Origin of the sequence: Agathobaculum butyriciproducens, assembly GCA_003096535.1 — a bacterium.
In the GTDB taxonomy this organism is placed as follows: Bacteria; Bacillota; Clostridia; order Oscillospirales; family Butyricicoccaceae; genus Agathobaculum; species Agathobaculum butyriciproducens.
In genome coordinates, this window is sequence record QEKJ01000006.1 from 68289 (window position 1) to 93971 (window position 25683).

Sequence of the window (25683 nt, forward strand, 5' to 3'; positions counted from 1 at the left end):
TGCGGTACCACTCTTTTTGCCACACTGCCCTATTCGGCGGCATGACCACTCACCCGATCGTTTAACGCAGATCATGCGGGATAGCTTACACTGAACCCTGTTTCATTTCATTTCAGCAATCCGGCTCCCGGAGGACTTTCGCACTTTCCGTTTCCCACTGTCTTACACCAGCCGACAGCTCTCTATCATGGGTCCGGGACGCTACTTTTCCGTTCGCAGCCTGTATCTTTTTGAATGTTGTTTATATTATAAAGGCGTTTTCTCAGAATGTCAACGTCTTTCCGACTGCAAATATGCGAAAACTGTCGTGCATATTTCTTTGTTTTTTCGCCATACTACACAATGCCAAACATGTACAGTTTTCGCCCCGGTAAACTGTGCTATTTTCACAAACAAAGGAGGTGCAGTCGTATGGCAGTGCCGCTGCTGCGCACGCTGATTTTATACTGTGCGGTCATCTGCGCCGTGCGGCTGATGGGGAAACGGCAGATCGGCGAGCTGGACCCGTCCGAGCTGGTCGTTACCATTCTGGTATCCGATCTGGCGGCTGTGCCCATGCAGGATTTAGGAATTCCGCTGCTCTCCGGTCTGGTGCCGATCGCCACGCTCGTGGTGCTCGAGATTTTCCTCAGCTTCGCCGCACTCAAAAGCCGCAGATTCCGGCGGCTGCTGAACGGTCAGCCGGCCATCATCATTCGCAGGGGACAGCTCGATATTGGCAAACTGCGGCAAATGCGGCTGACGACCGACGAGGTGATAGAAACACTCCGCAAACAAAACGTTGCAGCCGTGTCCGATGTGAAATACGGCGTCATCGAGCCGGACGGCACGCTGACGGTTATCCTCAAGCAGCCGCAGCAGCCGGTCACGGCGGAAATGCTCGGCATTACGCCCAAGGATACCGGTCTGCCGCTCGTTGTCGTGTCGGACGGCAAGATGGTTTCGCGCTCGCTCGAGCTGCTGCACCTCTCCCCTGCGGATATCGAGCGGCGGCTGAAAAACCAGAGTATCGCGGTCGAGGATGTGTTCCTGATGACGCTCGACGACTGCGGCAACACGTTCCTGCAGAAAAAGGAGGGCCGTGCATGAAGCGATTGCTGACGGCTGCCGTGCTGTGTACCGTGCTCATCCTCGGCAGTGTATGGAGCGTAAGAGCCGTGGATAACACGGCACAGGCGGTCGCCCTCGAAGTAGAGAACGACCGCCTGAATGAAGCGCAGGAGACATGGGACGCAGCACAGACCCTGCTCGGCGCTCTGCTGCTGCACAGCGAGATTGATCAGGCTGACCGGCTGTTTGACCGTATGCTTGCCGCACAGCAAAACGGCTTGACGGACGAATTTTCGCTTGACCGCGCAGAGCTGCTCGCTCAGCTGAGGCATTTGCCGGAGGTGCAGCGTCCGACGCTTAAAAATCTGTTTTAAGGCAACACCGCACAATTAAAGCTGCGGCGCTTTGCGGAAATTTTGTGTCCTGACTTTGGCTTCGGTTCCTTGCGCGAGTTCCGTCCGCGCTGCCGAAGTTTCACGGTAATACATCAAGTATTACCGCAAAACTGCGCCTCGTCAGTACGCAAAATTTGCTCGCAAATCGCTCTTGTTCAATTATGCGGTATTCCCTTAACGGTATTCACGCACCTGCACGGACAGACCGTCCGGATCGTAAACGTAGAAGTAGCGCGCGTCCGGCTCCGGCTGGCGGATATCGGACGGATTCATGCCGTGCAGGACGGCACGCTCATGCGCACTGGCGATATCCTCCGTACCGAAGCAGAGGAACATACCGGACGCCTTGACGGTCTCACCCTCCGGCATGCCGATCAGCTCCAGCTGGGTTTCGCCGTTGGCGTTCTGCAGATAAGCAATGCTGCCGCCGTTCGCGGAGAACTGCGTGTGAATCTTCAACTCGGTGAGCGTCTGGTAAAAATGCAGCGATTTCTCGAAATCGCGCACGCGGAGCGCTAAATGGTGGATGTGCATAGCAGACACCTCGTTTCGTTGTTTTGTTTTATTGTATAAAACTCTGCGACAGGCTGTCAATAGGAAAGTTTCTGCTGAAATGGTGATTTGTTGCTTACGAAGCAAGCGGAATCCTGCCTGCCCGGCAGGGGCACAAGAAGGAGAGAACCAAGGTTCTCTCCTTCTTGTGAATCATCCTTCTTCCTTAGAGGGTCTGACGCAGATTACCGATATGTGACCGCTGCGAAATAGAGGAACGGCAGAGGATTTTTTCTTCCGCAGAGACGCACTGCGTGCGCTCATGTATCCGCGTATTCGCAGCGTCAGATACCATTATTCTGCTACACAGGCGGGCAACTCTACACTGGGTGCGGCATAACAGTGCCGCACGATTCGTAAGCGCGTTATGATAGACAGGGCCTGCGAGGATAGATTGTACCGAACGCCTAAATTCGCAGGTGTCATCCGTTATAACGTGTTAAAGAGTTGCGCGACACGGGTATGTTGCGCCTGCAAAGATGAAACCGCAGGTGTAGCAGTAATGTATCTGACACTGCGAATAAGTCGAGAAAGACACGGAAGAAAAAATCCTCTGCCGTTCCCCCATTTCGCAGCGGTCACATGTCGGCAATCTGCGCCAGACTAACTGACAAGGGAAAGGTAGGAGTCCAAAGAGGAAGGGAAACCGCAGGTGTCCCTTCCTTTTTGCCCCCGCAGCGGGCGCCGCACTCTCCCGTGCTCCGCAGAGCGCAACTCTCCGCTTGATTTCAAGCGAATACCTCCCGTCCGTTAGGGGCGAACCCGCCTGCGGCAGTTCGTGTTCCCCAGTCATCCGGTGCAGGAAAAAGGAGCCGTCCGGACGGCTCCCATCTCCCCGGGCAAGCAGTAAAATTCCCTCTTGACATTCCGCAATCACCGACTACAATATTACTTAGGAAACGAAGTAATTAGGCGAGGTGATTTCATGGATACCGGGCGGCTTATCAACAAGCTATCCAACTGCCTGCGCCGCCGGTCGGCGGAAACGCAAAAGCGCATTCACATCAGCGGCACCAAAGGTCAGATACTCAACTATATTTTAATAGAAAGCCAAAAGCGCCCGCTTGTACAGCGCGACGTCGAACAGGAATTCGGCCTGCGGCCTTCCACCGCAACCGAAATGCTGCAGACCCTGCAGGCTGCCGATCTCATCCGCCGCGAACCCGATCCTGCGGACGCACGGCGCAAGTGCATTGTCTGCACTGAAAAAGCCGAAGCCTTCCGTCCCGCCTGCCTGCAGGAGATTACGGAGACCGAAGCCATGCTGCTCCGTGGCATCTCGCCCGAGGAGCGGGACACATTTATGCGGATCGGGCTGAAAATGCTTTCAAATTTTGAAAAAAACGATTAACCATTCCCGCAGGGCGGGCTGTCCTGCCGCTTCGATGGGAACAATCGTTAAATTTCCAAAGTAAGGAACGTGAACAATTTGGATAATGATACTCTCCTCGGCAAAGCGCCGATACCTCGTGCAGTAGCCGCAATGGCGATTCCGAGCGTCATCAGCAGCCTTGTCACCGTGGTGTACAACATGGCGGACACCTTTTTCGTCGGACAGACCGGCGATGCCCTGCAGGTAGCCGCCGTCAGTCTGACCAACCCGATCTTCATCCTGCTGATGGCGTTCGCCAACATGTTCGGCATGGGCGGCAGTGCGATAATCTCGGTCGCGCTCGGCGAGAACAACCACCAAAGCGTGAAGAAAATCTCCTCGTTCATCTCATGGGCGAGCTTGGTCGTCGGCGCAGCGTTTGCCGCCGTACTGCTGTGCTTCACCGCGCCCATCCTGCACCTGTTCGGCGCGGACGCAAGCACATTTGCGTTTGCCCGCGGCTACACGGTTTACATCGCGTTCGGCGCACCGTTCGTCATCTGGTCGGCGGCAGCCAGCTTCGTTGTGCGTGCGGAAGGCGCGAGCAAGGAGGCCATGATTGGCAGCATGATCGGCACGATTGCGAACATCGTACTCGACCCGGTTTTCGTCTCCGGTCTGGGACAGGGCGCGGCAGGCGCAGCCATTGCAACCACCATCGGCAATATGCTTGCGGCGCTGTACTACCTGTGGTATTTTCTCAAAAAGTCGCGGCGGTTTTCGCTTGCGCCGAAGGACGCGCTCTGCGGCACGCACATTGCCGTGCGCGTGTGCTCTGCCGGCTTTCCAACCGCCATTTTCTCCGCGCTGATGTGTGTTTCAACCATTGTGCTCAACCTGATTCTGGTCGCCTACGGCAACGCGCCCGTTGCGGCGATCGGCATCGTGTTCAAAGCGAATATGTTCATCACCTTCCTGCAAATGGGCCTTGCAAACGGTGTACAGCCGATTTTCGGTTACAGCTACGGTGCGGGTGATATCAAGCGTTTTGCCGATACCGAGCGTTTTACCAAGCTGTGCTGCTTTGTTGTCGGATTGGCGGCAACCGCGCTCTATTTCTTCCTGCGCAAGCCGATCATCGGCCTGTTCGTAGACGACAGCGGCGTTATTACATACGGCGTGCAGATGCTGATCGCCTACATGCTGTCCGGCCCGTTCATCGGTTTTTTGTTCGTCAATATGAACTGTATGCAGTCGGTCGGACGCGCCCTTCCGGCTACCGCGCTGTCCGTGCTGCGGCAGGGTCTGCTGCTCATTCCCCTGCTGTATCTGCTGAATGCGGTTTTCGGTCTGAATGGTGCAGTTCTCGGACAGTCCATCACGGATTATGTCACTATTGCGCTGTCGTGCGTGGTTTGGAGAAGGATTCGGCACGGATTGGAGCAGCATCCATAATGGAGATGAATGTGATGGTTCAACGTGTGCCATCCCTAACCATTCACCAACACTGCCGCAGGGGGGACCAGTGGTCGCCCACGCAGCGCCATATCTTTAATTTTCCATTCTCAATTCTCAATTTTTACCCATGAACGTAAAACAAAAAGAGGTCTGCCCCGCAGACCTCTTTTTCCTATTCACTTCGCCAGCATAAAGTACGCCAGCACGGCGATACCGAGGATAATACGATACCAGCCGAACACCTTGAAATCGTGCTTCTTGACAAAGCTCATCAGGAAACGGATGATGAGCAGCGAGGACACGAACGCGGTGATTGTACCGATACCGAGGATCATCAGCTCGGTGGATGTAAACGCAAAGCCGAACTTGAGAATCTTGAGCAGGCTTGCGCCGAACATGACCGGAATGGCCAGAAAGAACGTAAACTCCGCAGCCACGGTACGCGACACGCCGAGCAGCAGTGCGCCGACGATGGTCGCGCCGGAGCGCGAGGTGCCCGGGAACACAGCCGCAATCAGCTGGAACATACCGATCATAAATACGGTCGGATAAGTAAGCTCCGTGAGTGCGTTGATGCGCGCCGGCTTGCCCTTATGCGCATTCTCGACCAGAATAAACGCTGCGCCGAACACGATCAGCGCAATGGAAACCGTCTGGTAATTGTAGAACAGTTCTTCAAACAGGTCGTTCCACTTGAGACCGACGATCGCCGCCGGAACGCAAGCTACCAGAATCTTGATCCACAGCTTGACGGTATCCATATTCAGCACGATGGATGCGCCGCCGTGACGGCCCTTTCGCCGTTCAAACGGGAAAATTTGTCCCCAGAACAGGACAACGACCGCGAGTATCGCACCGAGCTGAATAACCACCTCGAACATGCTGTAAAACGCTTCCGACACGTCCAGCTTTACAAACTCATTGAGCAGAATCATGTGTCCGGTACTGCTGATCGGCAGCCACTCGGTGATGCCCTCTACAATGCCGAACAGAAATGCTTTGAGCAATTCTATCACAGGGTTTTCCTCCTTAAATTTTTGTTCCGTTTTTCTTATGTTATTTTATACCTTACCACAACTTATGCCATCCCGCAAGCAAACAAGCGGAAATGTCATAAAAAAGTTATACTTTGCAGCAGGCTGACTTGCCATTCCGAGTGTACCGTGGTATATTATAAATGTATAGTTATGATTGACAGAAAGGTGTTTTCATGGAATATATCACCCACTCACCCGAGGAGACCGAAGCACTCGGCGCAGAATACGCCAAAAGCCTCAAGGCAGGCGATGTCGTTGCGTTCTCCGGCGACCTCGGTGCCGGCAAGACCGCATTCACGCGCGGCGTGCTGCACGGACTCGGCTACGAGGGCCGCGTCACCAGCCCGACCTTTGCCATTGCAAACGAATACGAAACGCCGACGGTCAAGGTCGCGCACTTCGACCTGTACCGCATTCTCGACAGCGAAGCGCTGTTCGAGATCGGCTTTGACGAATATCTCGACGGCAGCCGCATTGTGCTCATCGAATGGAGCGAAAACGCCGCAGACGTTCTGCCGGAAGCCTACAAAACCGTCCATATTGCCTACGGCGATGCGGACAACGACCGCCGCATTACGATTGGAGAAGTGACTGTATGAAAATTCTTGCACTGGAATCCTCGGCGGTCAGCGCGTCTGTCGCGCTCACCGAGGACGAAAAACTGGTGGCGCAGTCCTTTCAGAACTGCGGCCTGACGCACTCGCGCACGCTGCTGCCGATGGTGGAAAACCTGCTGGCAAACTGCGGCGTATCGCTCGCTGACGTGGACGCGATCGCTGTCGCGCACGGCCCCGGCTCGTTTACCGGTGTGCGCATCGGTGTGGCCACGGTCAAGGGTCTGGCGCTCGGCGCGGACAAGCCGTGCCTCGGTGTCTCCACGCTCGAGGCGATGGCATGGGGCGCCCGCGCACTCGGCGGCGATCTGTGCTGCGTGATGGATGCGCGTGCGGGTCAGGTCTACAACGCGCTTTTCACCGTGGAGGACGGCAGAGTACGCCGTCTGTGCGATGACCGTGCGATCAAGCTGACCGAGCTTGCCGAAGAAATCGGAGAAGCGCCGTATTTTCTGGTTGGAGATGGCGCAGATCTGTGTTATAATACTATCAAAGAGAACTGCACCGGTCTGCGGCTCGCACCTGCCGAGCTGCGGTTTGCGACCGGATTTGGTGTTGCCGCCGCCGCACTCCCCCTGTTCCGCGAGGGCAAAGCCTGCTCCCCCCAGGAGCTGGACGCCTTCTATCTGCGTCGTCCGCAGGCAGAGCGCGAGCGCATGGCGCGTCTGGCACAGACCAAACAGCAGACAACACCGCACAATTAAGCTGCGGCGCTTTGCGGAAATTTTGTATCCTGACTTCGTTCCGATTTCACGGTAATACACAAAGTATTATTGCAAAACCGCGCCTTGTCAGTGCGCAAAACCCACTCGCAAATCGCTCTTGTTCAATTATGCGATATTGCCTGAAGCAAAAAAGTTTTAGGATAAAGGAGATTTTTATTATGGCAACCGTACATGAAATGGACCACCCGCTTATCAAGCACAAGCTGGCGCTGATGCGCGACAAGACCACCGGCGTTAAGGAGTTCCGCGAGGCTGCTGCTGAGATTGCAATGCTGATGTGCTATGAGGCTACCCGCGATCTGCCGCTCAAGGAGATCACCATCGAGACTCCGGTCGCTGAGGCGCGCGTACAGGTTATTTCCGGCAAGAAGATCGCGCTCGTGCCGATCCTGCGTGCAGGTCTGGGCATGGTTGAGGGCATTCTGGAGATGATTCCGGCAGCCAAGGTCGGCCACATCGGTCTGTACCGCAACCCGGAAACCCTGCAGCCGATCGAATATTACTGCAAGCTGCCGAATGACATCGAGGATCGCGACGTACTGCTGCTCGACCCGATGCTGGCTACCGGCGGTTCCGCTATCGCTGCCATCGACGGTCTCAAGCGCCGCGGCGTAAAGCACATCAAGCTGATGAACCTCATCGGCGCACCGGAAGGCGTTGCCGCTGTTCAGAAGGCTCATCCGGACGTTGAGATCTTCGTTGCCGGCATTGACGAGAAGCTGAATGACCACGGCTACATCGTTCCGGGTCTGGGTGACGCCGGCGACCGTATCTTCGGCACCAAGTAAGCAATATACCGCTGATTTTTCGGTATCTGCAGTACAATTTCACACCGACCGTCCCTGCAAAGAAGGGTGAACCGTATGACATTTGATGGTATCCGGCGTTTATCCCCGTATTGGAGCCTCGCCCTTTGCTACGGCGTCGTGACGGCGGTCGGGCTGATCCCCGGTCTGCTGTATGGCAATGAATTTGCCTACTGGCTGCTCGGCTTCTGGCTGATTCTGCCGGTTTCGGCGCTGCTGTGTACGTTCCGGGCGGCATACCGCGCCCTGCCGCGATACGGTCTGATGCCCGTGTTCGTCGGCCTGTGGGCGATTGTTCTGCCGCTTGCCACGTTCCGCTCGACTGAGATGCAAAGCCTGTTTTACGGGCTTGTTCCCTCGCTGGTCGGCTTAACGCTAGGCGTACTGGTGCGCAAATTTGTATTCTGGTATCGAAACAGATAGAGACACTTTTAAGGACACTTTTGCGGTGCGGCTTTCGAGCCGCACCGTTTTGTTGGGAGAAAATTGAACCTATGCAATTTTACGAACTAAACTCCAGCCGCATGGACTACCGCGAGCTGAGTGCGGACGACCTCGACCTGCTGACGCCGCTCCTGCGCAGCGCGGAGACCATGCAGACGCTCGGCGGCGCACTCTCCTACGAGCAGACGCTGGACTGGCTGGTGGATACGCTGCGCCGCTATCAAACCGAGGGCTGCGGTTGGCTGCTCGCACTTGATAAGCCGACCGGCGTTCCCGCGGCTCTGTGCGGCCTGACTTACGAGCAGGTCGGCGCGGAACGCGTGCTGACCGCGAACTGCATCGTCCGGCATGAGCTGCGCGGCATCGGCGTCGGCCGCGAGTGCATCGCCGCGTGCCTGCTGTACGCGTTCGAATCCATGCACGCCGACGAGGTCAGCGCCTTCGTGCAGAAGGATGATCTCGCAGGACTGCATACCGCCGTTGCCTGCCGTATGCAGCCGACCGAAAAGGTCAGTCATACCGTCTTCGGCAAGACCGCACCGTGTGTACGGTGTGTAGTCCGGAATCCGCACCTCGCAGAGAAGGCAGAATCAGAAAACGAACTGTCAGAAAATAAAAAGAGCACCGAAACGTGAGTTTCTGTGCTCTTTTGTTATCATTTTGTGCGATACGCATTGTTTAGCAATGGTGCATGCGGTTTACCCGGTGCGCCAAGGTCGTACCCCAGGGTACCTTCTCTTGCGGCGTTGCCGCAATTCACCTTGCCGCACCCTACGGTAAAGTCCGTCATTAAATGAAACCCGCAGGTGCCGTCCGTAATAACGCGAAAAAGAGTCGCGCAACACTGTTATGTTGCGCTTGCGTAGAATAAACCGCATGTGTAGCAGTACGGAATCCGGCATTGCGCAGAGGTAAAGAAATGGGAGCACACTGTGCTCCCCTACGGCAGAAAAAAATCCTCTGCCGTTCCTTTATAGTCTCAGTTCTGAAAATTTCGCCGTGCTATTCCAAAGGGAAACGGGAGTCAAGAGGGTAGAAACCGCAGGTGTCTACCCTCTTATTGCCGCGGCGCAACCGCCGCAATTCCCCACACGCCGTGGGTACGGCGCGTTTCTCCGTTTGCCAAACGATAATCATCGATACTGCTCCGCCCAGACAGCCTCATTCGCCTCCAGCGACTTCGGCACATCCAGTACCCGCTGGTTCGCGCTGCCGCGAAACCGCAGCTCGATGTTCTTCTCCGCCATGATAAACGGCCCGTCTACCAGTAAATCCAACTGCCCGAGCAGCTTTTTCACAAACGGATCGCTCAGCTCCAGCAGCTGCTCAAACGTGTACCCCGAGTACGCCATCAGGTGCTTGCCCTTGCGCTTCAGCTCCACCGCAAGATGATACAGCGGTTCTGCCTTACAGAACGGCTCGCCGCCCGAGAACGTCACACCCTTGATGAACGGATTGCGGCACATATCCTTCAGCAGCGTGTCCAGCTCAATATCCTGACCGCCCTCAAAGTCGTGCGTCTGCGGGTTGTGGCAGCCCGGACAGCCGTGCGGACAGCCCTGCACAAACAGCGTATAGCGGAAGCCGGGGCCGTCCACAATGGACTCCCCGACTGTACCTGCAATGCGGATTTTACCTTCCATCAGGCGGTGTGCTCCTGACGCATGGAGCAGCAGCTCGAAACACTGTGCTTTACGCGGTCGTGCTCCTCCGCGCGCTTGCCGTTGTTGAAGCGGTCGAGCGTGCCTACCAGATAACCCGTAATGCGGCGGATACGTTCAAAGCCTACACCTTCACCAATCATCGGCTCCTGTGCAGCGATATTCTTAGTTTCCATGATAGAATGCTCCCTTTCCTGTCACTTTTTGACGATTTTCAATGCATTCGGCTGACGGTCGGCTTCTTCGGCAGGGTCGCCGTGATAGCCGATCGTGGTGCTGTTATAATTTTTATACAGTCCCAGCTTCTGCAGCTTGGACAGCGGAACGCCTTCACCCTCGCGGCGGCCGCAGCGCGGACATACTTCACCGATAATGCCGGTATAGCCGCAGACCGGATCGCGGTCGATCGGGTGGTTGATCGCGCCGTAGCCGATGCCGGCTTCCTTCATCGCGCGAACGACAGCCTCAAACGCTTCGAGATTCTGCGTCGGATCGCCGTCCAGCTCAATGTAGCTGATATGACCGCCGTTGGTCAGCTCGTGATACGGCGCCTCGCGGGCGATCTTCTCAAACGCCGAAATCGGATAGTAAACCGGCACATGGAAGGAGTTGGTGTAGTAATCACGATCGGTAACGCCGGGAATCATGCCGTATTTCTCACGGTCGATCTTGACAAACCGGCCGGACAGACCCTCTGCCGGGGTAGCGATCAGCGAGAAGTTGAGGTGGTATTTCTCGGTTGCCTCATCCATGCGCTGACGCATGTGACCAACGATCTCAAGACCAAGGTTCTGCGCCTCGTCGCTCTCGCCGTGGTGTACGCCGATGAGCGCCTTGAGGCACTCTGCCAGACCGATGAAGCCGAGCGTCAGCGTTCCGTGCTTAAGCACCTCGCCAACCTCGTCATCCGGACCCAGTTTTTCGGAATCCAGCCATACGCCCTCGCCCATCAGGAACGGGTAGTTGCGCACGCGCTTGCCGCACTGGATACGGAAACGGTCGAGCAGCTGGTCGATAACGAGGTCGATCTTGCGGTCGAGATCCTCGAAGAACCAGTCCAGATCGCCGTGGCTGCGGATTGCGATGCGCGGCAGGTTGACCGACGTGAACGACAGGTTGCCGCGGCCGTAGGTAATCTCACGGGTCGGATCGCACACGTTGGACATAACACGCGTGCGGCAGCCCATGTAGCCGACCTCGGTCTCCGGATGACCCGGCTTGTAATACTGCAGGTTAAACGGTGCATCGAGGAACGAGAAATTCGGGAACATGCGCTTCGCGGAAACGCGGCATGCCAGCTTGAACAGGTCGTAGTTCGGGTCGCCCTCGTTGTAGTTGACGCCTTCCTTGACCTTGAAAATATGAATCGGGAAAATCGGGGTCTCCCCGTTGCCCAGACCGGCCTCGGTCGCGAGCAGCAGCTGCTCCATGACCAGACGGCCCTCCGGTGAGGTATCCGTACCGTAGTTGAGCGACGAGAACGGAATCTGCGCACCTGCACGCGAATGCATGGTGTTCAGGTTGTGAACCAGCGCCTCCATTGCCTGATAGGTGGTCTTGCGAGTTTCCTTATCCGCGTACTTGCGGGCAAACTTCATGCACTTTGCAACCGTCTTTTCGTCGAGCGTCTCGGAAAGTACCTTCGCCATCGCTTCATCATAGCCGTTACCGCCTGCCAGACAAGCCCACTTGCCGGTCTCCTGCTCGACACGCTCGGTCAGCGCACGCGCATCGACCTCGTTGTTGTCGTCCTCGCCGAACACCTCAAGGGCCTTGGCGAGATTGTCGCGGAACAGCTTGCGGAAGGTCTTGCGCACGCCCGGCGCCATCGAGTAATCGAAGTTCGGCACGCTCTGACCGCCGTGCTGGTCGTTCTGGTTGGACTGGATGGCGATGCACGCCAGCGCGGAGTACGAACGGATGTCGTTCGGCTCACGCAGGAAGCCGTGACCGGTGGAAAAACCATCGCGGAACAGCTTCAGCAGGTCAATCTGACAGCAGGTGGTGGTCAGCGTCAGAAAATCCAGATCGTGGATATGGATATCGCCCTCGCGGTGCGCCTTGGCATGCGCCGGATCGAGGATAAACATCTCATAGAACTGCTTGGCGCCCTCGGAGCCGTACTTGAGCATGGTGCCCATCGCGGTATCACCGTCGATGTTGGCGTTCTCTCGCTTGACGTCGTTCTCGAGCGAGGACTTGAACGTCAGATCCTCGTACACCTTCATCAGACGGGTGTTCATCTCACGCACGCGGGTGCGCTCGTTGCGGTACAGGATGTACTTCTTGGCCGTGCGGGCATGTCCGCTTTCGATCAGAACCTTCTCAACAGTGTCCTGCACCTGTTCAACGGTGGGAGTTTCGGTTCCAGCAGTCTCCTCCAGCGTTTTTTCGACCTGCTCTGCCAGCTCCTGCGCCATATCGTGGTCCTGGCCGCCGGATGCCTGTGCTGCGCCGAAAATTGCATTTGTGATCTTGTCGATCTCAAAGGGAGCCATGCGCCCGTCCCGCTTGACGATCTGCTGAATCATAAAGAAAAATCCCTCTCTCATACAAAAACCGCCTGACGGCGATTTCTTGATTATTTACTAAATTATGTAGTGCTGCATTCGATATCGCACAATATCTTGTGTCTGCTTATCTCTTGCTTATATATTCTAACGCAGAAACACCGCCCTGTCAAGGCGCTAAATTCTTTTTGGCACATTTGCAAGAAAAGCACTATTTTTATTGGAGTATTCTCTAAACTTTTCCTCTTGACTCGAAAAATTTATCAGAAAAGCGCGACAAATTTCACAAAGTTTCTCCTTTATTTTCTCTGTGGTAATTTCTCCCGCGAGAAACGGATACACTATATATGGTATCCGTTCTATTCTCCATCACAAGATGAAAAAAAGAACCCCGGAACAGGATTCCGAGGTTCTTTGGTTTCGATCAGAAAATGATCTTATGCCTTGCCGTTGCAGCCCAGAACATTGATCAGCTTGTGGGTAACCATGTCCTTGACAGCCTGACGAGCCGGCTTCAGGTACTGGCGCGGGTCGAAGTGATCCGGATGCTCAGCGAAGTGCTCGCGGATAGAAGCGGTGATAGCCAGACGAATATCGGAGTCGATATTGATCTTGCAGACGGACAGCTGTGCAGCGTGACGCAGCTCTTCCTCCGGAATGCCGATTGCATCCGGCATCTTGCCGCCGAACTTGTTGATCTTGTCAACAAACTCACGCGGTACGGAAGAGGAACCGTGCAGTACGATCGGGAAGCCCGGCAGACGCTTGGAAACTTCCTCGAGTACGTCGAAACGCAGCGGAGGCGGAACCAGAACGCCGTCAGCATTGCGGGTGCACTGCTCCGGAGTGAACTTGTAAGCGCCGTGAGAGGTGCCGATTGCGATCGCCAGAGAGTCACAGCCGGTGCGGGTTACGAACTCCTCAACCTCTTCCGGATGAGTGTAGGAGGAATCCGCAGCGGAAACCTTAACGTCATCCTCTACGCCAGCCAGGGTGCCGAGCTCAGCCTCGACAACAACGCCGTGAGCGTGAGCGTACTCTACAACCTTCTTGGTCTCCTCAACGTTCTCGTCGAACGGACGGGAGGAGCAGTCGATCATAACGGAGGAGAAACCGCCGTCGATGCAGGCCTTGCAGGTCTCGAAGTCCGGGCCGTGGTCCAGGTGCAGAGCGATCGGAATATCCGGGCACTCGATAACAGCAGCCTCTACCATCTTAACGAGGTAGGTGTGGTTTGCGTAAGCGCGTGCGCCCTTGGATACCTGCAGGACTACCGGAGCGTGCTGCTCCTGGCAAGCCTCGGTGATACCCTGAACGATCTCCATGTTGTTCACGTTGAAAGCGCCAACAGCGTAGCCGCCGTCGTAGGCCTTCTTGAACATCTCAGTAGTAGTAACTAAAGGCATGGGAATACTTCCTTTCTGATAAAAACTGAATCTTAAAAATTCTGCTTTTATTTTATCAGTTAAGCATACTAAAATCAAGTCCATATCAAAAAAATCCTGTCATTTTTTCGCCGAATTCCTGCGGCATGTTTGCCAAAATTGCCAAACCTGCCGAAAACGCAGGATTTTCATTGATTTTTTTCATATTATATGATACTCTTTATGAGTAAGAAAATGCATGGCACAGCTCTGCGTTTTAATTTGCTTAGGAGGTTTTATCAATGAGTGAACTGAAAGGCGCTTGCGTCATCGGTCAGTCGGGCGGCCCGACTTCCGTAATCAACTCTTCTGTTCTGGGTGCGCTGGAGGCAGCACTGGACAATCCGTCCATCACCCGCGTATTTGGCATGGCACACGGCATCAAGGGCCTGCTGAACGACGACCTGTATGATATCGACAAGGAAGACCGCGACGAGCTGGCTCTTCTGCGCTACACCCCGTCCTCTGCACTGGGCTCCTGCCGCTACAAGCTGGCTGATCCGGATGTTGACGACACCGATTACAAGCGCATCCTTGAGATCTTCAAGAAGTACGACATCCGTTACTTCTTCTACAACGGCGGCAACGACTCCATGGATACCTGCAACAAGGTTTCCAAGTATATGATGAAGTCCGGCTACGAGTGCCGCGTAATGGGCATTCCGAAGACCATCGACAATGACCTGTTCGGCACCGACCACTGCCCGGGCTTTGCTTCCGCTGCCAAGTATATCGCTACTTCCTGCATGGAGATCTATCAGGACGCTCGCGTATACGACACCGGCATGGTCTGCGTCGTAGAGATCATGGGCCGTCACGCTGGCTGGCTGGCTGGTGCTGCCGGTCTGGCTACCGCTATGGGCGCAGGTCCGGATCTGGTTTACCTGCCGGAGACCGACTTCGATATGAAGAAGTTCCTGGCTGACGTAAAGCGCATCTACGACGAGAAGGGCAACTGCCTGGTAGCTGTTTCCGAGGGTATCCACTACGCTGACGGCTCCTTCGTATCCGAGGCTAAGACCTCTGCTACCGACGGCTTCGGCCATGCACAGCTCGGCGGTCTGGCTTCCATGCTGGCTGACACCGTTAAGAACGAGCTGGGCTGCAAGGTTCGCGGCATCGAGCTGAGCCTGCTGCAGCGCTGCGCTGCTCACTGCGCTTCCAAGACCGACGTCGACGAGTCCTATATGTCCGGCAAGGCTGCTGTTGAGAACGCAGTTGCAGGCAAGACCGACTACATGCCGGGCTTCAAGTGCACCCGTGACGAGAACGGCTACAAGTGCGAGATCGAGCTGCTGCCGCTCTCCGAGGTTGCCAACACCGAGAAGAAGGTTCCGCGTGAGTGGATCAACGAAGAAGGCAACGGCGTAACGCAGGAGTTCGTTGACTACGCTCTGCCGCTCATCAACGGCGAGAACGTTGGCCCGAAGGTATCCGGTCTGCCGCGCTTCGCTAACCTGAAGAAGATCAAGGCTGAGGCTTAATCTTTTCGGTTTAACTGAACAGAGCGTGCCTTGCGGTGCGTAATCAAAACGGGTAGAGCCGCAAGGCTCTGCCCGTTTGCTTTTAAGAGGAATTTCTGTATGAAGCTTTTGAAATCCAAGAAAAATCTTCTGCTTGCGGCTTCCGTCATCGTCTGGCTGGGCACCTGCCTGCTCGCCATGCATTGGAACACCGTGTATGACGGTGCCATCGGCGGCTTCCCGACCTATCTGTGGGTGTTCGCGCCGGTCGCGCTCATTTTCAACATTTTTATGAACAGCAGACCCAGTAATCCCGACGGCAGGGATCACAGCCGCTGGGCGCAGGCGCTGCTCGTCTTTCTGGTGGCGCTGATGCTGTTTATTGCCCTGCTGTCCGGCATGAACCCGCTGTATGAGATCAGCTTCTGGTGGATTGCAGCGCTGATCGTGCTGTCCTTCATCGGCCTGCTGATCGGCAAGTGCATGAACCACCCTCTGCAGGAGGCTTCGCTGCGGCAGTCCGCCTATACCATCTTCCTGCTGTACCTGTCCTACGCCATCGCGCAGCTCGGCATGATCGCCGTGCTGCATCCGGTATCCGTTGACGAAATCATCCGCACCGGCGAGGCCGCAGGCGGCGAATATATGTCCCGCATCGGAGGCAGCGCGGAGCATCCTCTCGGCGTGTATTTTTTCATCAGTCCGGACGACGGCTGGTGCTACTATGACGTGCTGACCGGCGAAGCCGCTGCCGATTATCACAGCGCCTACGAACCCGCTTAACAAATCGAGGTACTCTTATGCTTGAAATCACCAAGGACCCGACCTTTGCCGAGCGCAATATTCCGCTCGGCATCCTCGAAGTCACCTATCCCGACCGTTCTGCATGGGATATAACGAAATTTTACGACCTTGTTCACGCAGAACTGGATGCCCTGCGCGAAAAGTATGCCGACTACGACCGCAAGGCCGTTTTCGGTGAAAACCCGTACTTCCGGTTTTTCAAGAAGTTCAAAAAGACCTATCCTGTCATGCAGCAGTTCGAGTCGGTGCTGTTCAAGGGACGTCCGTTCCCCGAGGATGACCCGGTGATGGGTGTTCCCTTTCTGCTGGAGCTGACCACGTTCGTACTCTCCGGCACACATGACATCGACCGTATGGACGGCCCGTTGACCATCTTCACGCCGAGCGAAAAGCTGCCGTTTCTGGGTATGCGCGCCGCAAGTACGCATACCTACCCGAAGGACATCTGCGGACGCGATAGCTCGGGTATCATTTTCAGCATGATCGCCGGTGCGGACGACCGAACCTGCATCCATCCGGACAGCCGCCATGTGTTCCATCCCGTGTTCGGCACGCCGGATACCGATCAGGCGGTTATCGAGAACGCACTCCGACGACTCGAGTTCTTCGTGAAGGTTCTGGCACCGGATGCAGAAATCGAAAGCCGCATCATTTAAGCGATTGCAGTAATGGAAAATTGAAAATGGAGAATTGAGAATTGCGGTATCGCGCACAGCGCGATGATTTAATCCCGCCTTTCAGGCGGCTCCTTCATTTTCCATTTTCCATTCTCAATTCATCTCTAACGAAAAAAGCTCTCTGAACAAAGTTCAGAGAGCTTTTCTTATCTGTGCTTACTTTTTCAGCGTTTTTGCAAAGCTGTCCTTAAGGGTAACAATGCGGTTGAATCGGCCGCTCTCGCGGTCCTTGCAATAATAACCCATGCGGACAAACTGGAAGCGTTCGCCTTCCTTGGCATCAGCCAGCGACGGCTCGAGCTTGCAGCCGGTCAGCTTCTTGAGCGAATCCGGATTGAGGTAATCCAGATAATCCGTGCCCTCCGGTACGTCATTAACGTTCTCGAGGGTAAACAGATTATCGTACAGATACAGGTCCGCGTCGATGGCGTGCTCGGCAGATACCCAGTGAATGGTGCCCTTGACCTTGCGGCCGTCCACCGGCATGCCGTTGCGGGTCTCAAGATCAGCCGTGCAGCGGATTTCCACGATCTCGCCGTTGTCGTCCTTGACGATCTCGTTGCACTTGACGATATACGCGCCCATCAGACGAACCTCGCCGTCCGGCTTGAGACGTTGGAACTTCGGAGGCGGAACCTCCGCGAAATCGCTCTTTTCGATATACAGCTCACGGGTGAACGGAACCTTGCGGTTGCCTGCTTCCTCATTGCGCGGATTGTTCGGCACTTCGAACTCCTCGCACTGACCCTCCGGATAGTTGGTGATAACCAGCTTGACCGGCTCGGTGACTGCCATGCGGCGCAGCGCGGTCTCGTTCAGCTCCTCGCGGATGCAGTGCTCGAGCAGCTTGATGTCAACCAGCGAGTTGGCCTTTGCGATGCCGGCGCGCTGTACAAAATCGAGGATGGCGCTCGGCGTGTAGCCGCGGCGGCGCAGCGCACACAGCGTAGGCATACGCGGATCGTCCCAGCCCTCAACGTGCTTTTCAAATACCAGCTGACGCAGATAACGCTTGGACATAACGGTGTGCGTTACATTCAGGCGGGCAAACTCGCGCTGCTTGGGATGATGCGGCAGCGGGCAGTTGTCAACCACCCACTCGTACAGCGGACGGTGGTTCTCAAACTCAATCGAGCACATGGAGTGCGTGATGCCCTCAAGTGCGTCCTGAATCGGGTGTGCAAAGTCGTACAGCGGATAGATGCACCACTTATCGCCCTGACGGTGATGGTGTGCACGCACGATGCGGTAAATCGCCGGGTCGCGCAGGTTCATGTTCGGACTTGCCATGTCGATCTTGGCACGCAGCGTCTTGGAGCCGTCGGCAAACTTGCCGTCGCGCATGTCCTGGAACAGCTGCAGGTTCTCCTCAACCGAACGGTCGCGGTACGGGCTCGGCTTGCCCGGCTCGGTCAGAGAGCCGCGGTACTGGCGCATTTCCTCCTGCGTCAGATCGTCAACATACGCCTTGCCGTCCTTGATCAGCTGTACCGCGCAGTTAAAGCAGGTTTCAAAGTAGTCCGAGCCGTAGTACACACCGCCGCTCGGCTCCTCGCCGGTCAGCCACTTGATGTCCTCCCAGATGGAGTCTACATACTCGGTATCCTCCTTGACCGGGTTGGTGTCGTCATAGCGCAGATTGAACAGACCGTTGTATTTTTTTGCGATAGACCAGTTGATGAAGATCGCCTTTGCCGAGCCGATATGCAGATAACCGTTCGGCTCCGGCGGAAAGCGGGTGTGGATGCGCTCGGAAAGACCGTTTTTAATATCCTCGTCGATGATTTCTGTGAGGAAGTTGTTTACATTCTCTAACATTTATTATTCTCCCTTGGAATTGAGAATTGAAAATGGAAAATTGAAAATTGCGGTATCGCGCTGCGCGCGATGATTTAATTCCGCCCTTTGGGCGGCTCCTTCATTCTCCATTATCCATTTTACATTTTCCATTATTCAAAGCGCATCTGCGCACTTAGACAGGCGTTCCAGAACCTTTTCCTTACCCAGAATACCCATTACGGTCTGGAGGTCCGGTGCGTTCTGGCGGCCTGCCACTGCCACACGGACAACCATGGACACATCACCGACGGCGCCCTTATAGGCGGACGGGTCAGCCTTATACGCCTTGGTGTCGGCGGCGTAGCCGTGTGCAGAAGCGATCTGCTTCATCTTGTCGAAGAAGCCATCCGGCGTATCGTTCTCGTCGAACATGCCTGCAAAATCGCTCAGGATTGCCTTGGCGTCCTCAGCGGAGACGCGCTCCGGCATGGTGTAATCCGGCTGGAACAGCTCGTCGAACATGAAGTCCATGTAGCCCTTGGCATCCGACCACAGCGCAAGATCCTTGCGCGGCTTTTTGCCGCCGCGGCCGATGGCGAGGTACGCCTTGGAGAATGCCGGGTCGCGGGTCAGCAGTGCGTTAAACTCCTTGTCGTTGACAGCAGACCACTCGGCAACAAAGTTGTAAACCTGCTCTGCCGTCATGCGCGAAATGACGTTCTTGGAAACGTCGCGCAGCTTCTCGATGTCAAACAGCGCGCCCGAGCCGCTCATCTTCTTGGTGGTGAACTGGAAATCGTTCATCGGCAGATCGGGATTTGCGCGGCGCCACTCCTCGAAGTTGGAGTTGAGGAGCGTCATCAGGTACTCGAGAACCGCCGGTACCGGATAGCCCTCCTGCGCGTAGAACGTCAGCGCCAGTTCCGGGTCCTTGCGCTTGGACAGCTTGCGCTTGCCGCCGGTCTCCGGGTCGATCTTCATCAGCTGGGCGGTGTGTGCGTACTTCGGCGCCTTCCAGCCCATCGCGCGGAACAGCTGCAGGTGTACCGGCAGCGTTGCCAGCCACTCCTCGCCGCGGACAACGACGGTCGTGCCCATCAGATGGTCGTCCACAACGTGCGCAAAGTGGTAGGTCGGGATGCCGTCGGACTTGAGGATAACCACGTCCTGATCGTTCTCGGTGACTTCCATCTTGCCCTTGACGAGATCTTCATGGCGGATCTTGTGCTCAATGCTGCCCTCCGAGCGGAAACGAACAACATACGGCGTGCCCTTGGCGAGCTCTGCCTCGATGTCCTCCATCGGACGGTCGCGCCATACGGCGTACTTGCCGTAGTAGCCGAAGTTTTCCTTGTTCTTCTCCTGCTGCTCGTGCGCGGCGGAGAGCTCCTCCTCGGTGCAGAAGCACGGGTACGCCATGCCGCGCTGCACGAGGCTCTTGACGAAGGTCTGGTAGATCTCGGCACGCTGGCTCTGTCGGTACGGACCGTAGATGCCGGTCTCGCCGTCAGTCGTTGCACCCTCGTCGAACGGCAGGCCGAACGACTTGAACGCGTCGATGATCATCTGTACGCCGCCTTCTACCTCACGCTTGCGGTCGGTGTCCTCAATACGCAGATAAAATACACCCTTGGACTGGTGCGCCAGGCGCTCATCCACCAGTGCACCGTACAGGTTGCCGAGGTGCATGAAGCCGGTCGGGCTTGGGCCCATGCGGGTTACCTTTGCACCCTCGGGCAGCTCACGCTTGGGATAGCGGGCCTCCATCTCCTCCGGCGTGGTATTGATATGCGGAAACAGCAGTTCCGCCAAACGGTTGTAATCCATTTATCTCTCACTCCAACTCGTTAGACTGCGCGGAGACGCGGTTTGTGCGCTCCACGAGTGTTTTTCCCATAATAGTATTATTTTAGCACAATGCAGCCTTGTACGCAAGACATAAAGCCGGTTTTAATCGCTTGTTTTGCCGCTTGCGAAGCGAACGGAAATTGCGCTGACGCCGCGCGGGCGCACAAGAGGACAGACACCTGCGGTTTCCGCCCTCTTGTGAATCTCCCCTTTCCCTTAGATAGCCTGGCGCAGATTGCCGACATGCAACCGCTGCGAAACAAGGGAACGGCAGAGGATTTTTTCTTCCGTGTTTTTCTCAACCTATTCGCAGGGTCAGATACATTACTGCTACACATATCAGAGGGTCTCCGCAGGCGCGACATAGCAGTGTCGCGCAACCCGTTGGCACGTTGTACCGCACGGCACCTGCGATTTTAGGCGTTTGATACAATTTATCCTTGCAGGCCCTGTCTATCATAAAGCGCTAATAAATTGTTCGGCACTGTTATGCCGCACCCTGCGTAGAAGCCGATATGTGTAGCAGTAAGCTATCTGTGAACTGCGAAAAGGCGGAGAAAGACACGCTGTGGTAACCCGACTGCCGTTCCCCTATTTTGGAGCGGTCACATATAGGAAATCTGCGCCAGGCTATCTAAGGGAAAGGTAGGAGTTCAAAGAGGAAGGGAAACCGCAGGTGTCCCTTCCTTTTTGCCCCAGCGGCGGGCGCCGCAACGTTCCTGCCGTCCGCAGGCGGCACACTCCCCGCTGAGGTTCAGCGAAAAACGCCCCGCCCGTTAGGAGCGAACACGCTGACGCAGTTCGTGTGCCCCGGTCACTCTATGTCAAGAGAAAAGGAAAACGGCACAGCTTACGCCATGCCGTTTCTGTTTTACGGATTTTCCGCCGGAGCATTCGTACCATTCGCCGTATTCGGCTGCTTCGCCGCATTATTGTTATCTCCGGTCACGGCGTCTGCGCCATCGCGGATAGCGTTGCCAGCATCGTCCACCGCGTCTCCGACGGCATTGCCTGCTTCGTCCACGCCTTCGCGGACGTCATCACCGACGGTATTCGTGTTGGTGTCGCGCCGCTCATCAACAGCGTTGTTGGTGCCATTGTTGGTGCCATTGCCGTTGTCTGTGCCGTTATCCTTGCTGTTGCTGCCGCAGCCGCAGACGAACAGCATCGTCAGCGCCGCCAGCAGGGCGATCAGCTTTTTCATAGCAGTCCCTCCTAATCTGTTTTCGTTAGTATGAGGCTGCTTTTTCAAATTTATGCACTGAAATCAATTTTTTTGAGGTGATGTAACACGACCGAGCAGGTCAGTCCCGTCACCAGTCCGAGCGGCACGCTCATCACGAGCAGGAACGGCAGATATGCGATTACGGCCCAGTTTTTCAGCCAGATCACAGCCGCTGCCATCTGTCCGATATTATGCGCCGCAGCGCCGCCTACGCTCACGCCGAACAGTGAGCAGAATCTGCCTTCGGCTTTGAGCAGGATTCCCATCACGATGAGCGACAGCAGGCCGCCGAACAGCGAGAACAGGAACGCCGACACGCTGCCCATCAGCAGCGAGGAAATGGCAACGCGCGTTACCACAATGGCGAATGCGTCTCTCGCGCTCAGCCGCGTGAGCGCAAACAGCGTCACCACATTCACCAGCCCTAATTTGACGCCGGGCACGGGCACGATGGCATCCAGCGGGAACATGCGCTCGACCAGCGAGAGCACGACGGCCACCGCCGCCAGCATGCCGCAGAGCGTCAATCGTTTTGCATTTTTCATGTGCTGCACCCCTTACGATACCACAGCGTCGATGCTGCTGTCATTCACGCCGACCAGCTTGAGCACCACGCGGTGCGGCAGACAGACCGCCGCCTGTCCGGCATGGGTAAGTGTACCGGTACGCACGCACACCTGATCCCGACAGTCTGCGTCCGCCATTTTCGCTGTTTTGCCCGAGAGCACAATGGTGTTGCCGTCCAGCTTGATCGTGCGGTCGGTCGCGTCGTTCAGCTGTACCCGCTCGATGAGCGTATCGTTCTGCCAGACCTCAGCGTACAGCTTGTCGCCGGAGCTGTGAAACGTCAGCGCTGCCGCCAGCGCGCCTGCCATCGCCAGAACCACGCCGATGATGATAAAATCACCGAATTTCAGCTTATTCCGCATAGGTGTATCCCTTTTTCTCGCCGAGGAACTCAAACGTGCAGTCCCCTGTCTTGGATGTGGTGTACACCTGCTTGTCCGAGGTGATGAACACGGCCGCAATCTCGTTCTCCTCGCAGTATTTCATGCCCTTATCCAGACCCATGACGAACAGCGCGGTTGTCAGCGCATCCGCCTTGGTCGAGCACGAGTCAATAACGGTCACGCCGCGCAGGCCGCTGTCCGCCGGATACCCTGTTGCTGGGTCAAAAATGTGGTGATAGCGCTTGCCGTCCTTTTCAAAAAATCGCTCGTAATCACCCGAAGTAACAACCGAGCCGTCACGCAGCGACACCACCGCAATCGAATCCGTGTTGTCGTCTGGATCGGCAATGCCGATGTTCCAGTCGTCCGTGCCGCTGTCTGCGGTTTTGCCGCCGTACATCTCAATATTGCCGCTCAGCCGCGCCAGAACGTGCCACTGATCCGAGGTGTCGCTCTCCACCATTTCGTGCACGATGTCGCCTGCGTAGCCCTTGCCGATACCGCCCAGATCGACCTGTGCGCCGTTCAGCAGCTGCACCTGATTGTTGCCGAGCAGCTTGACGTTCTGATAGCCGACATGCGTCAGCGCTTCATCAATCTCGCTCTGCGCGGGCACACGCGCGTTGTCCGTGCCGATGCCCCAGAGGTCGGTCAGCGGCGCCATCGTCGGGTCAAACGCACCGTTTGTCGTCTCGGCGTACTCGAGTGCTTTCTCAAGCGCGGTGTATGTGTCATCGCTCACCTCGGTCGGCTGGCCGTTCGCGTGATTCAGCTTGTAGAGATCGCCCGCCTGCTGCGTGCGCGAGAGCGCCGCGTCCAGCTGATTGACGCGCTGCTCGATCTTGACAGCCATGTCCTCTGCCGCGCTTTCGCTCTTTTCGCTTGACACATCGACCGACATGTAGGTGTCCATCGCAAAAAAGTCCTCGGTGATAGTGTAGAGCTGTGTACTGCTGCCGCTTGAGCCGCAGCCGGACAGCGCAAGCAGCAGCATCGCCGCTGCAAGATAGCGTTTCATAGCATTGCTCCTTTGTTTATACAATACAAAATCACTGTACATTATACCGCACGTTCCCGCAGCGTGCAAGTATCATATAAGACAAAAAAACAGCACCGAACCGTAAAGTTCGATGCTGTTTGTGACTTATGCAGCCAAAGGATTAAAGGCCAAGCTCCTTCTGGAGAGCCTCGATCATTTCCTTGTACTCCTCGTCCTTCAGGATAACCGGCTCCGGATTGGTGATGGCAAAGCTGCCGCCGAACTCAAAGCCGCCCTCGTACTTCGGTACGATATGGAAATGCAGGTGCGGATTGCTGTCGCCGAACGAACCGAGGTTGATCTTGGTGCAGCCCCACAGCTTCTTGATAGCGCCGGAAGCAGCAGCCAGATCTGCACAGTAATCGTTGCGCTCCTGCTCGTCGCACTCGCACAGCTCCTTCTTATGGCTCTTGAGCGCCAGTGCGCAGCGACCCTTGTGTGCCTGATCCTTGAACAGGTACAGGGTACCTGCCTTCATGTCGCCAACCTTAAACATGATTGCTTCGCGGCCCTCATGGTGCTCATCACAGTAAAAACAGCCCATTGTTATGATCTCCTTCATGTATAAATTCTCCGGCAGGTCACACCCTGCCGTAATCTATCTTTATTATACAACGGCCCGGCCGGGATTTCCACTGTTTTTTATATGGCGTACAAATTCGTATCCCACGCCGGAACATAAGGATGGTGACGCAGATACAGCCGGTAGCTCGGCTGCAGCGCATGGATGAGCAGCGGCAGCTGGAAAAAATCCTCACTGCGGTGATAGGCAGCAATATTCAGCTTGGGCGCGTACTGCCGAATGGTTTTCTCGGCGCCGGCGATGGCTTCGCGCTCTGCGCCCTCCACGTCCATTTTGAGATAGGTGCACGGGCGTCCGGACAGCACGCTGTCGAGCGCACGCATCTGCGTCTCTTTGCCCTGCCCCGCTACGCGGGACTGGCGGCCTGCCTGATCGGTGAAGCATTTGACCGTGTCCTCGTTCCACGCGCCCGCCTGCACGAGCGTAACATCGCCCGTGATATTGGCACTCGCCCACTCATTCAGCTTGCGGAAGCTGCGGCGATCGGGTTCGAGGGCGGTAACGGACGCAAACCTGCCGTCCGTGTAGTGCAGCAGCTCGCGGATGGTGTCACCGTTGTATGCGCCGAGGTCGGAGAAGTGCTCCTCTGCGGTCGGGCGCAGGAGATTATGAAACACCTCATCCTTGTCGGATTCGCTGTGACGCAGGTATTCCATTTTGCCGGACAGCTTAAAGCGCACGGTATCGAGGAAAACCTCGCGCGACAAATCATCCGCCAGAAGATCATACGCGCGCTGCATTTCGTCCCGGTGCATGCGCACGAAATCCTCATCGAACAGCGGTCCCTCGACCACCGGCACGTCCGGTGCCACCGCATCGTATTTGTCCTCGAGCGCATACATCAGCTGCAGCACCTCGGCTCTCTGGCTGGCGAACGCAATCACGATTACAATATCCTCGCCAAGCTCCGCCACCGTGTCCGACAGCTTGCGCACGCAGAACCCGTGGAACAGATTGCCGCGGGCAAATTCATCACTCGCGAACACCGCAGACGCACGAATGCCCAGCCGCTCGAACTGTGCAAGTATTTTGTCCGCGCCGTCGCCCATGCCGTACAGCGCGATTGGACGCGTTTCTTCCTGCAATCGACGCCAGACCGACTGCTCTAACGATAAAAAATCCATAATTTCTCCCATTCTATATACAAATGACATTTATCTAACTTTTACCGTAGGGCGAGTGCCTCACGGTAGTTGTTTCATCCAATCCGCAGAATGGATATTGTGCCAACCTGATAAAACGGACGCGCAATGCGCGCCCCTACAATATTTTACATGGTACAGCATAATAAACCGACCGGAACACCGTATCTGTTTTCTCCCTACTA

Annotated in this window: 25 protein-coding genes, 1 pseudogene and 1 other annotated feature (1 of these 27 cut by a window edge); of the genes and pseudogenes, 12 read left to right on the forward strand and 14 right to left on the reverse strand. The window is 56.0% G+C overall.

The genetic code is table 11. The features are described 5' to 3' along the window. Positions 1 to 226: a binding site (T-box leader), on the reverse strand; it reaches 24 nt to the left of the window's first position. A gap of 185 nt (positions 227 to 411) precedes the next feature. After that, positions 412 to 1089, forward strand: a complete 678-nt coding sequence (locus tag C7386_RS06625) for a DUF421 domain-containing protein (RefSeq protein WP_158576144.1) — start codon at positions 412 to 414, stop codon at positions 1087 to 1089. Further along, positions 1086 to 1424: a DUF4363 family protein gene (locus C7386_RS06630; protein WP_116705111.1), complete on the forward strand. Its 339-nt coding sequence runs from the start codon at positions 1086 to 1088 to the stop codon at positions 1422 to 1424. Before C7386_RS06625 ends, C7386_RS06630 begins: the two co-directional genes overlap by 4 nt. Before the next feature lie 195 nt (positions 1425 to 1619). On the opposite strand, the gene C7386_RS06635 is transcribed toward C7386_RS06630, so the two are convergent. After that, the gene (locus C7386_RS06635; protein ID WP_116705112.1) at positions 1620 to 1979 is read right to left on the reverse strand and encodes a VOC family protein; all 360 of its coding nucleotides are present in this window, start codon (positions 1977 to 1979) and stop codon (positions 1620 to 1622) included. 943 nt (positions 1980 to 2922) lie between these two features. On the opposite strand from C7386_RS06635, the gene C7386_RS06640 reads away from it, so the two are divergent. Together C7386_RS06640 and C7386_RS06645 are read left to right on the forward strand one after the other, a co-directional pair. Then, positions 2923 to 3348: a MarR family winged helix-turn-helix transcriptional regulator gene (locus C7386_RS06640; RefSeq protein WP_110437078.1), complete on the forward strand. Its 426-nt coding sequence runs from the start codon at positions 2923 to 2925 to the stop codon at positions 3346 to 3348. Between the two features lie 78 nt (positions 3349 to 3426). Continuing rightward, complete coding sequence (locus C7386_RS06645) at positions 3427 to 4764, forward strand: MATE family efflux transporter (RefSeq protein ID WP_252197204.1); 1338 nt, start codon at positions 3427 to 3429, stop codon at positions 4762 to 4764. 179 nt (positions 4765 to 4943) lie between these two features. On the opposite strand, the gene C7386_RS06650 is transcribed toward C7386_RS06645, so the two are convergent. Beyond that, entirely contained in the window at positions 4944 to 5783 is an 840-nt protein-coding gene (locus C7386_RS06650) for an undecaprenyl-diphosphate phosphatase (protein ID WP_110437080.1), read from the reverse strand. 194 nt (positions 5784 to 5977) lie between these two features. On the opposite strand from C7386_RS06650, the gene tsaE reads away from it, so the two are divergent. The 5 genes from tsaE to C7386_RS06675 all read left to right on the forward strand — a co-directional run bounded on the left by tsaE (position 5978) and on the right by C7386_RS06675 (position 9028). After that, the gene (gene tsaE / locus C7386_RS06655) at positions 5978 to 6403 is read left to right on the forward strand and encodes a tRNA (adenosine(37)-N6)-threonylcarbamoyltransferase complex ATPase subunit type 1 TsaE (protein WP_110437081.1); all 426 of its coding nucleotides are present in this window, start codon (positions 5978 to 5980) and stop codon (positions 6401 to 6403) included. Then, positions 6400 to 7122, forward strand: coding sequence for a tRNA (adenosine(37)-N6)-threonylcarbamoyltransferase complex dimerization subunit type 1 TsaB (gene tsaB / locus C7386_RS06660; RefSeq protein ID WP_116705114.1), 723 nt, complete (start codon positions 6400 to 6402; stop codon positions 7120 to 7122). Before tsaE ends, tsaB begins: the two co-directional genes overlap by 4 nt. Positions 7123 to 7301: 179 nt before the next feature. Continuing rightward, complete coding sequence (gene upp, locus C7386_RS06665; RefSeq protein WP_110437083.1) at positions 7302 to 7931, forward strand: uracil phosphoribosyltransferase; 630 nt, start codon at positions 7302 to 7304, stop codon at positions 7929 to 7931. Positions 7932 to 8006: 75 nt separating this feature from the next. Further along, complete coding sequence (locus C7386_RS06670) at positions 8007 to 8372, forward strand: hypothetical protein (RefSeq protein WP_110437084.1); 366 nt, start codon at positions 8007 to 8009, stop codon at positions 8370 to 8372. A gap of 71 nt (positions 8373 to 8443) precedes the next feature. Next, positions 8444 to 9028 (forward strand): GNAT family N-acetyltransferase, encoded by a 585-nt coding sequence (locus tag C7386_RS06675; protein ID WP_110437085.1) that lies wholly within the window; start codon positions 8444 to 8446, stop codon positions 9026 to 9028. A 498-nt stretch (positions 9029 to 9526) separates the two neighbouring features. Here C7386_RS06675 and nrdG read toward each other — a convergent pair whose 3' ends face one another. The 4 genes and pseudogenes from nrdG to fba all read right to left on the reverse strand — a co-directional run bounded on the left by nrdG (position 9527) and on the right by fba (position 13970). Then, positions 9527 to 10036 carry an anaerobic ribonucleoside-triphosphate reductase activating protein gene (nrdG, locus tag C7386_RS06680; RefSeq protein WP_110437086.1) on the reverse strand — a complete coding sequence of 170 codons (510 nt, stop codon included), beginning with the start codon at positions 10034 to 10036 and terminating at the stop codon, positions 9527 to 9529. After that, positions 10036 to 10182 (reverse strand): annotated as a pseudogene (gene nrdD / locus C7386_RS06685) (anaerobic ribonucleoside-triphosphate reductase); the annotation flags it as partial. The gene nrdG and the pseudogene nrdD, both read right to left, overlap by 1 nt. A 69-nt stretch (positions 10183 to 10251) precedes the next feature. Further along, positions 10252 to 12585, reverse strand: a complete 2334-nt coding sequence (locus C7386_RS06690) for an anaerobic ribonucleoside triphosphate reductase (protein WP_116705142.1) — start codon at positions 12583 to 12585, stop codon at positions 10252 to 10254. A 416-nt stretch (positions 12586 to 13001) separates the two neighbouring features. Beyond that, positions 13002 to 13970 (reverse strand): class II fructose-1,6-bisphosphate aldolase, encoded by a 969-nt coding sequence (fba, locus tag C7386_RS06695; protein ID WP_116705115.1) that lies wholly within the window; start codon positions 13968 to 13970, stop codon positions 13002 to 13004. Between the two features lie 260 nt (positions 13971 to 14230). Between fba and C7386_RS06700 the strand changes: the two genes are divergently transcribed. The 3 genes from C7386_RS06700 to C7386_RS06710 all read left to right on the forward strand — a co-directional run bounded on the left by C7386_RS06700 (position 14231) and on the right by C7386_RS06710 (position 16911). After that, positions 14231 to 15472: a 6-phosphofructokinase gene (locus tag C7386_RS06700; RefSeq protein ID WP_116705116.1), complete on the forward strand. Its 1242-nt coding sequence runs from the start codon at positions 14231 to 14233 to the stop codon at positions 15470 to 15472. 99 nt (positions 15473 to 15571) lie between these two features. Next, complete coding sequence (locus tag C7386_RS06705) at positions 15572 to 16234, forward strand: hypothetical protein (protein WP_116705117.1); 663 nt, start codon at positions 15572 to 15574, stop codon at positions 16232 to 16234. Between the two features lie 17 nt (positions 16235 to 16251). After that, positions 16252 to 16911, forward strand: coding sequence for a hypothetical protein (locus tag C7386_RS06710; RefSeq protein ID WP_116705118.1), 660 nt, complete (start codon positions 16252 to 16254; stop codon positions 16909 to 16911). A 177-nt stretch (positions 16912 to 17088) separates the two neighbouring features. Here C7386_RS06710 and C7386_RS06715 read toward each other — a convergent pair whose 3' ends face one another. The 8 genes from C7386_RS06715 to C7386_RS06750 form a co-directional block, all read right to left on the reverse strand. Next, entirely contained in the window at positions 17089 to 18750 is a 1662-nt protein-coding gene (locus C7386_RS06715; RefSeq protein WP_110437092.1) for a glutamine--tRNA ligase/YqeY domain fusion protein, read from the reverse strand. A 135-nt stretch (positions 18751 to 18885) separates the two neighbouring features. After that, entirely contained in the window at positions 18886 to 20538 is a 1653-nt protein-coding gene (gene gltX, locus C7386_RS06720; RefSeq protein ID WP_110437093.1) for a glutamate--tRNA ligase, read from the reverse strand. A gap of 892 nt (positions 20539 to 21430) precedes the next feature. Further along, positions 21431 to 21763, reverse strand: a complete 333-nt coding sequence (locus C7386_RS06725; protein WP_116705119.1) for a hypothetical protein — start codon at positions 21761 to 21763, stop codon at positions 21431 to 21433. A 50-nt stretch (positions 21764 to 21813) separates the two neighbouring features. Continuing rightward, positions 21814 to 22329, reverse strand: a complete 516-nt coding sequence (locus tag C7386_RS06730; RefSeq protein ID WP_116705120.1) for a Gx transporter family protein — start codon at positions 22327 to 22329, stop codon at positions 21814 to 21816. A gap of 12 nt (positions 22330 to 22341) precedes the next feature. Then, positions 22342 to 22713 (reverse strand): NusG domain II-containing protein, encoded by a 372-nt coding sequence (locus C7386_RS06735; RefSeq protein ID WP_116705121.1) that lies wholly within the window; start codon positions 22711 to 22713, stop codon positions 22342 to 22344. Continuing rightward, positions 22703 to 23752 (reverse strand): FAD:protein FMN transferase, encoded by a 1050-nt coding sequence (locus tag C7386_RS06740; protein ID WP_165815490.1) that lies wholly within the window; start codon positions 23750 to 23752, stop codon positions 22703 to 22705. The genes C7386_RS06735 and C7386_RS06740 overlap by 11 nt, the downstream gene beginning before the upstream one ends. Before the next feature lie 142 nt (positions 23753 to 23894). After that, complete coding sequence (locus C7386_RS06745) at positions 23895 to 24335, reverse strand: HIT family protein (RefSeq protein WP_227108968.1); 441 nt, start codon at positions 24333 to 24335, stop codon at positions 23895 to 23897. 80 nt (positions 24336 to 24415) lie between these two features. After that, positions 24416 to 25480: an FkbM family methyltransferase gene (locus tag C7386_RS06750; protein ID WP_116705123.1), complete on the reverse strand. Its 1065-nt coding sequence runs from the start codon at positions 25478 to 25480 to the stop codon at positions 24416 to 24418. Between the last annotated feature and the right edge of the window lie 203 nt (positions 25481 to 25683).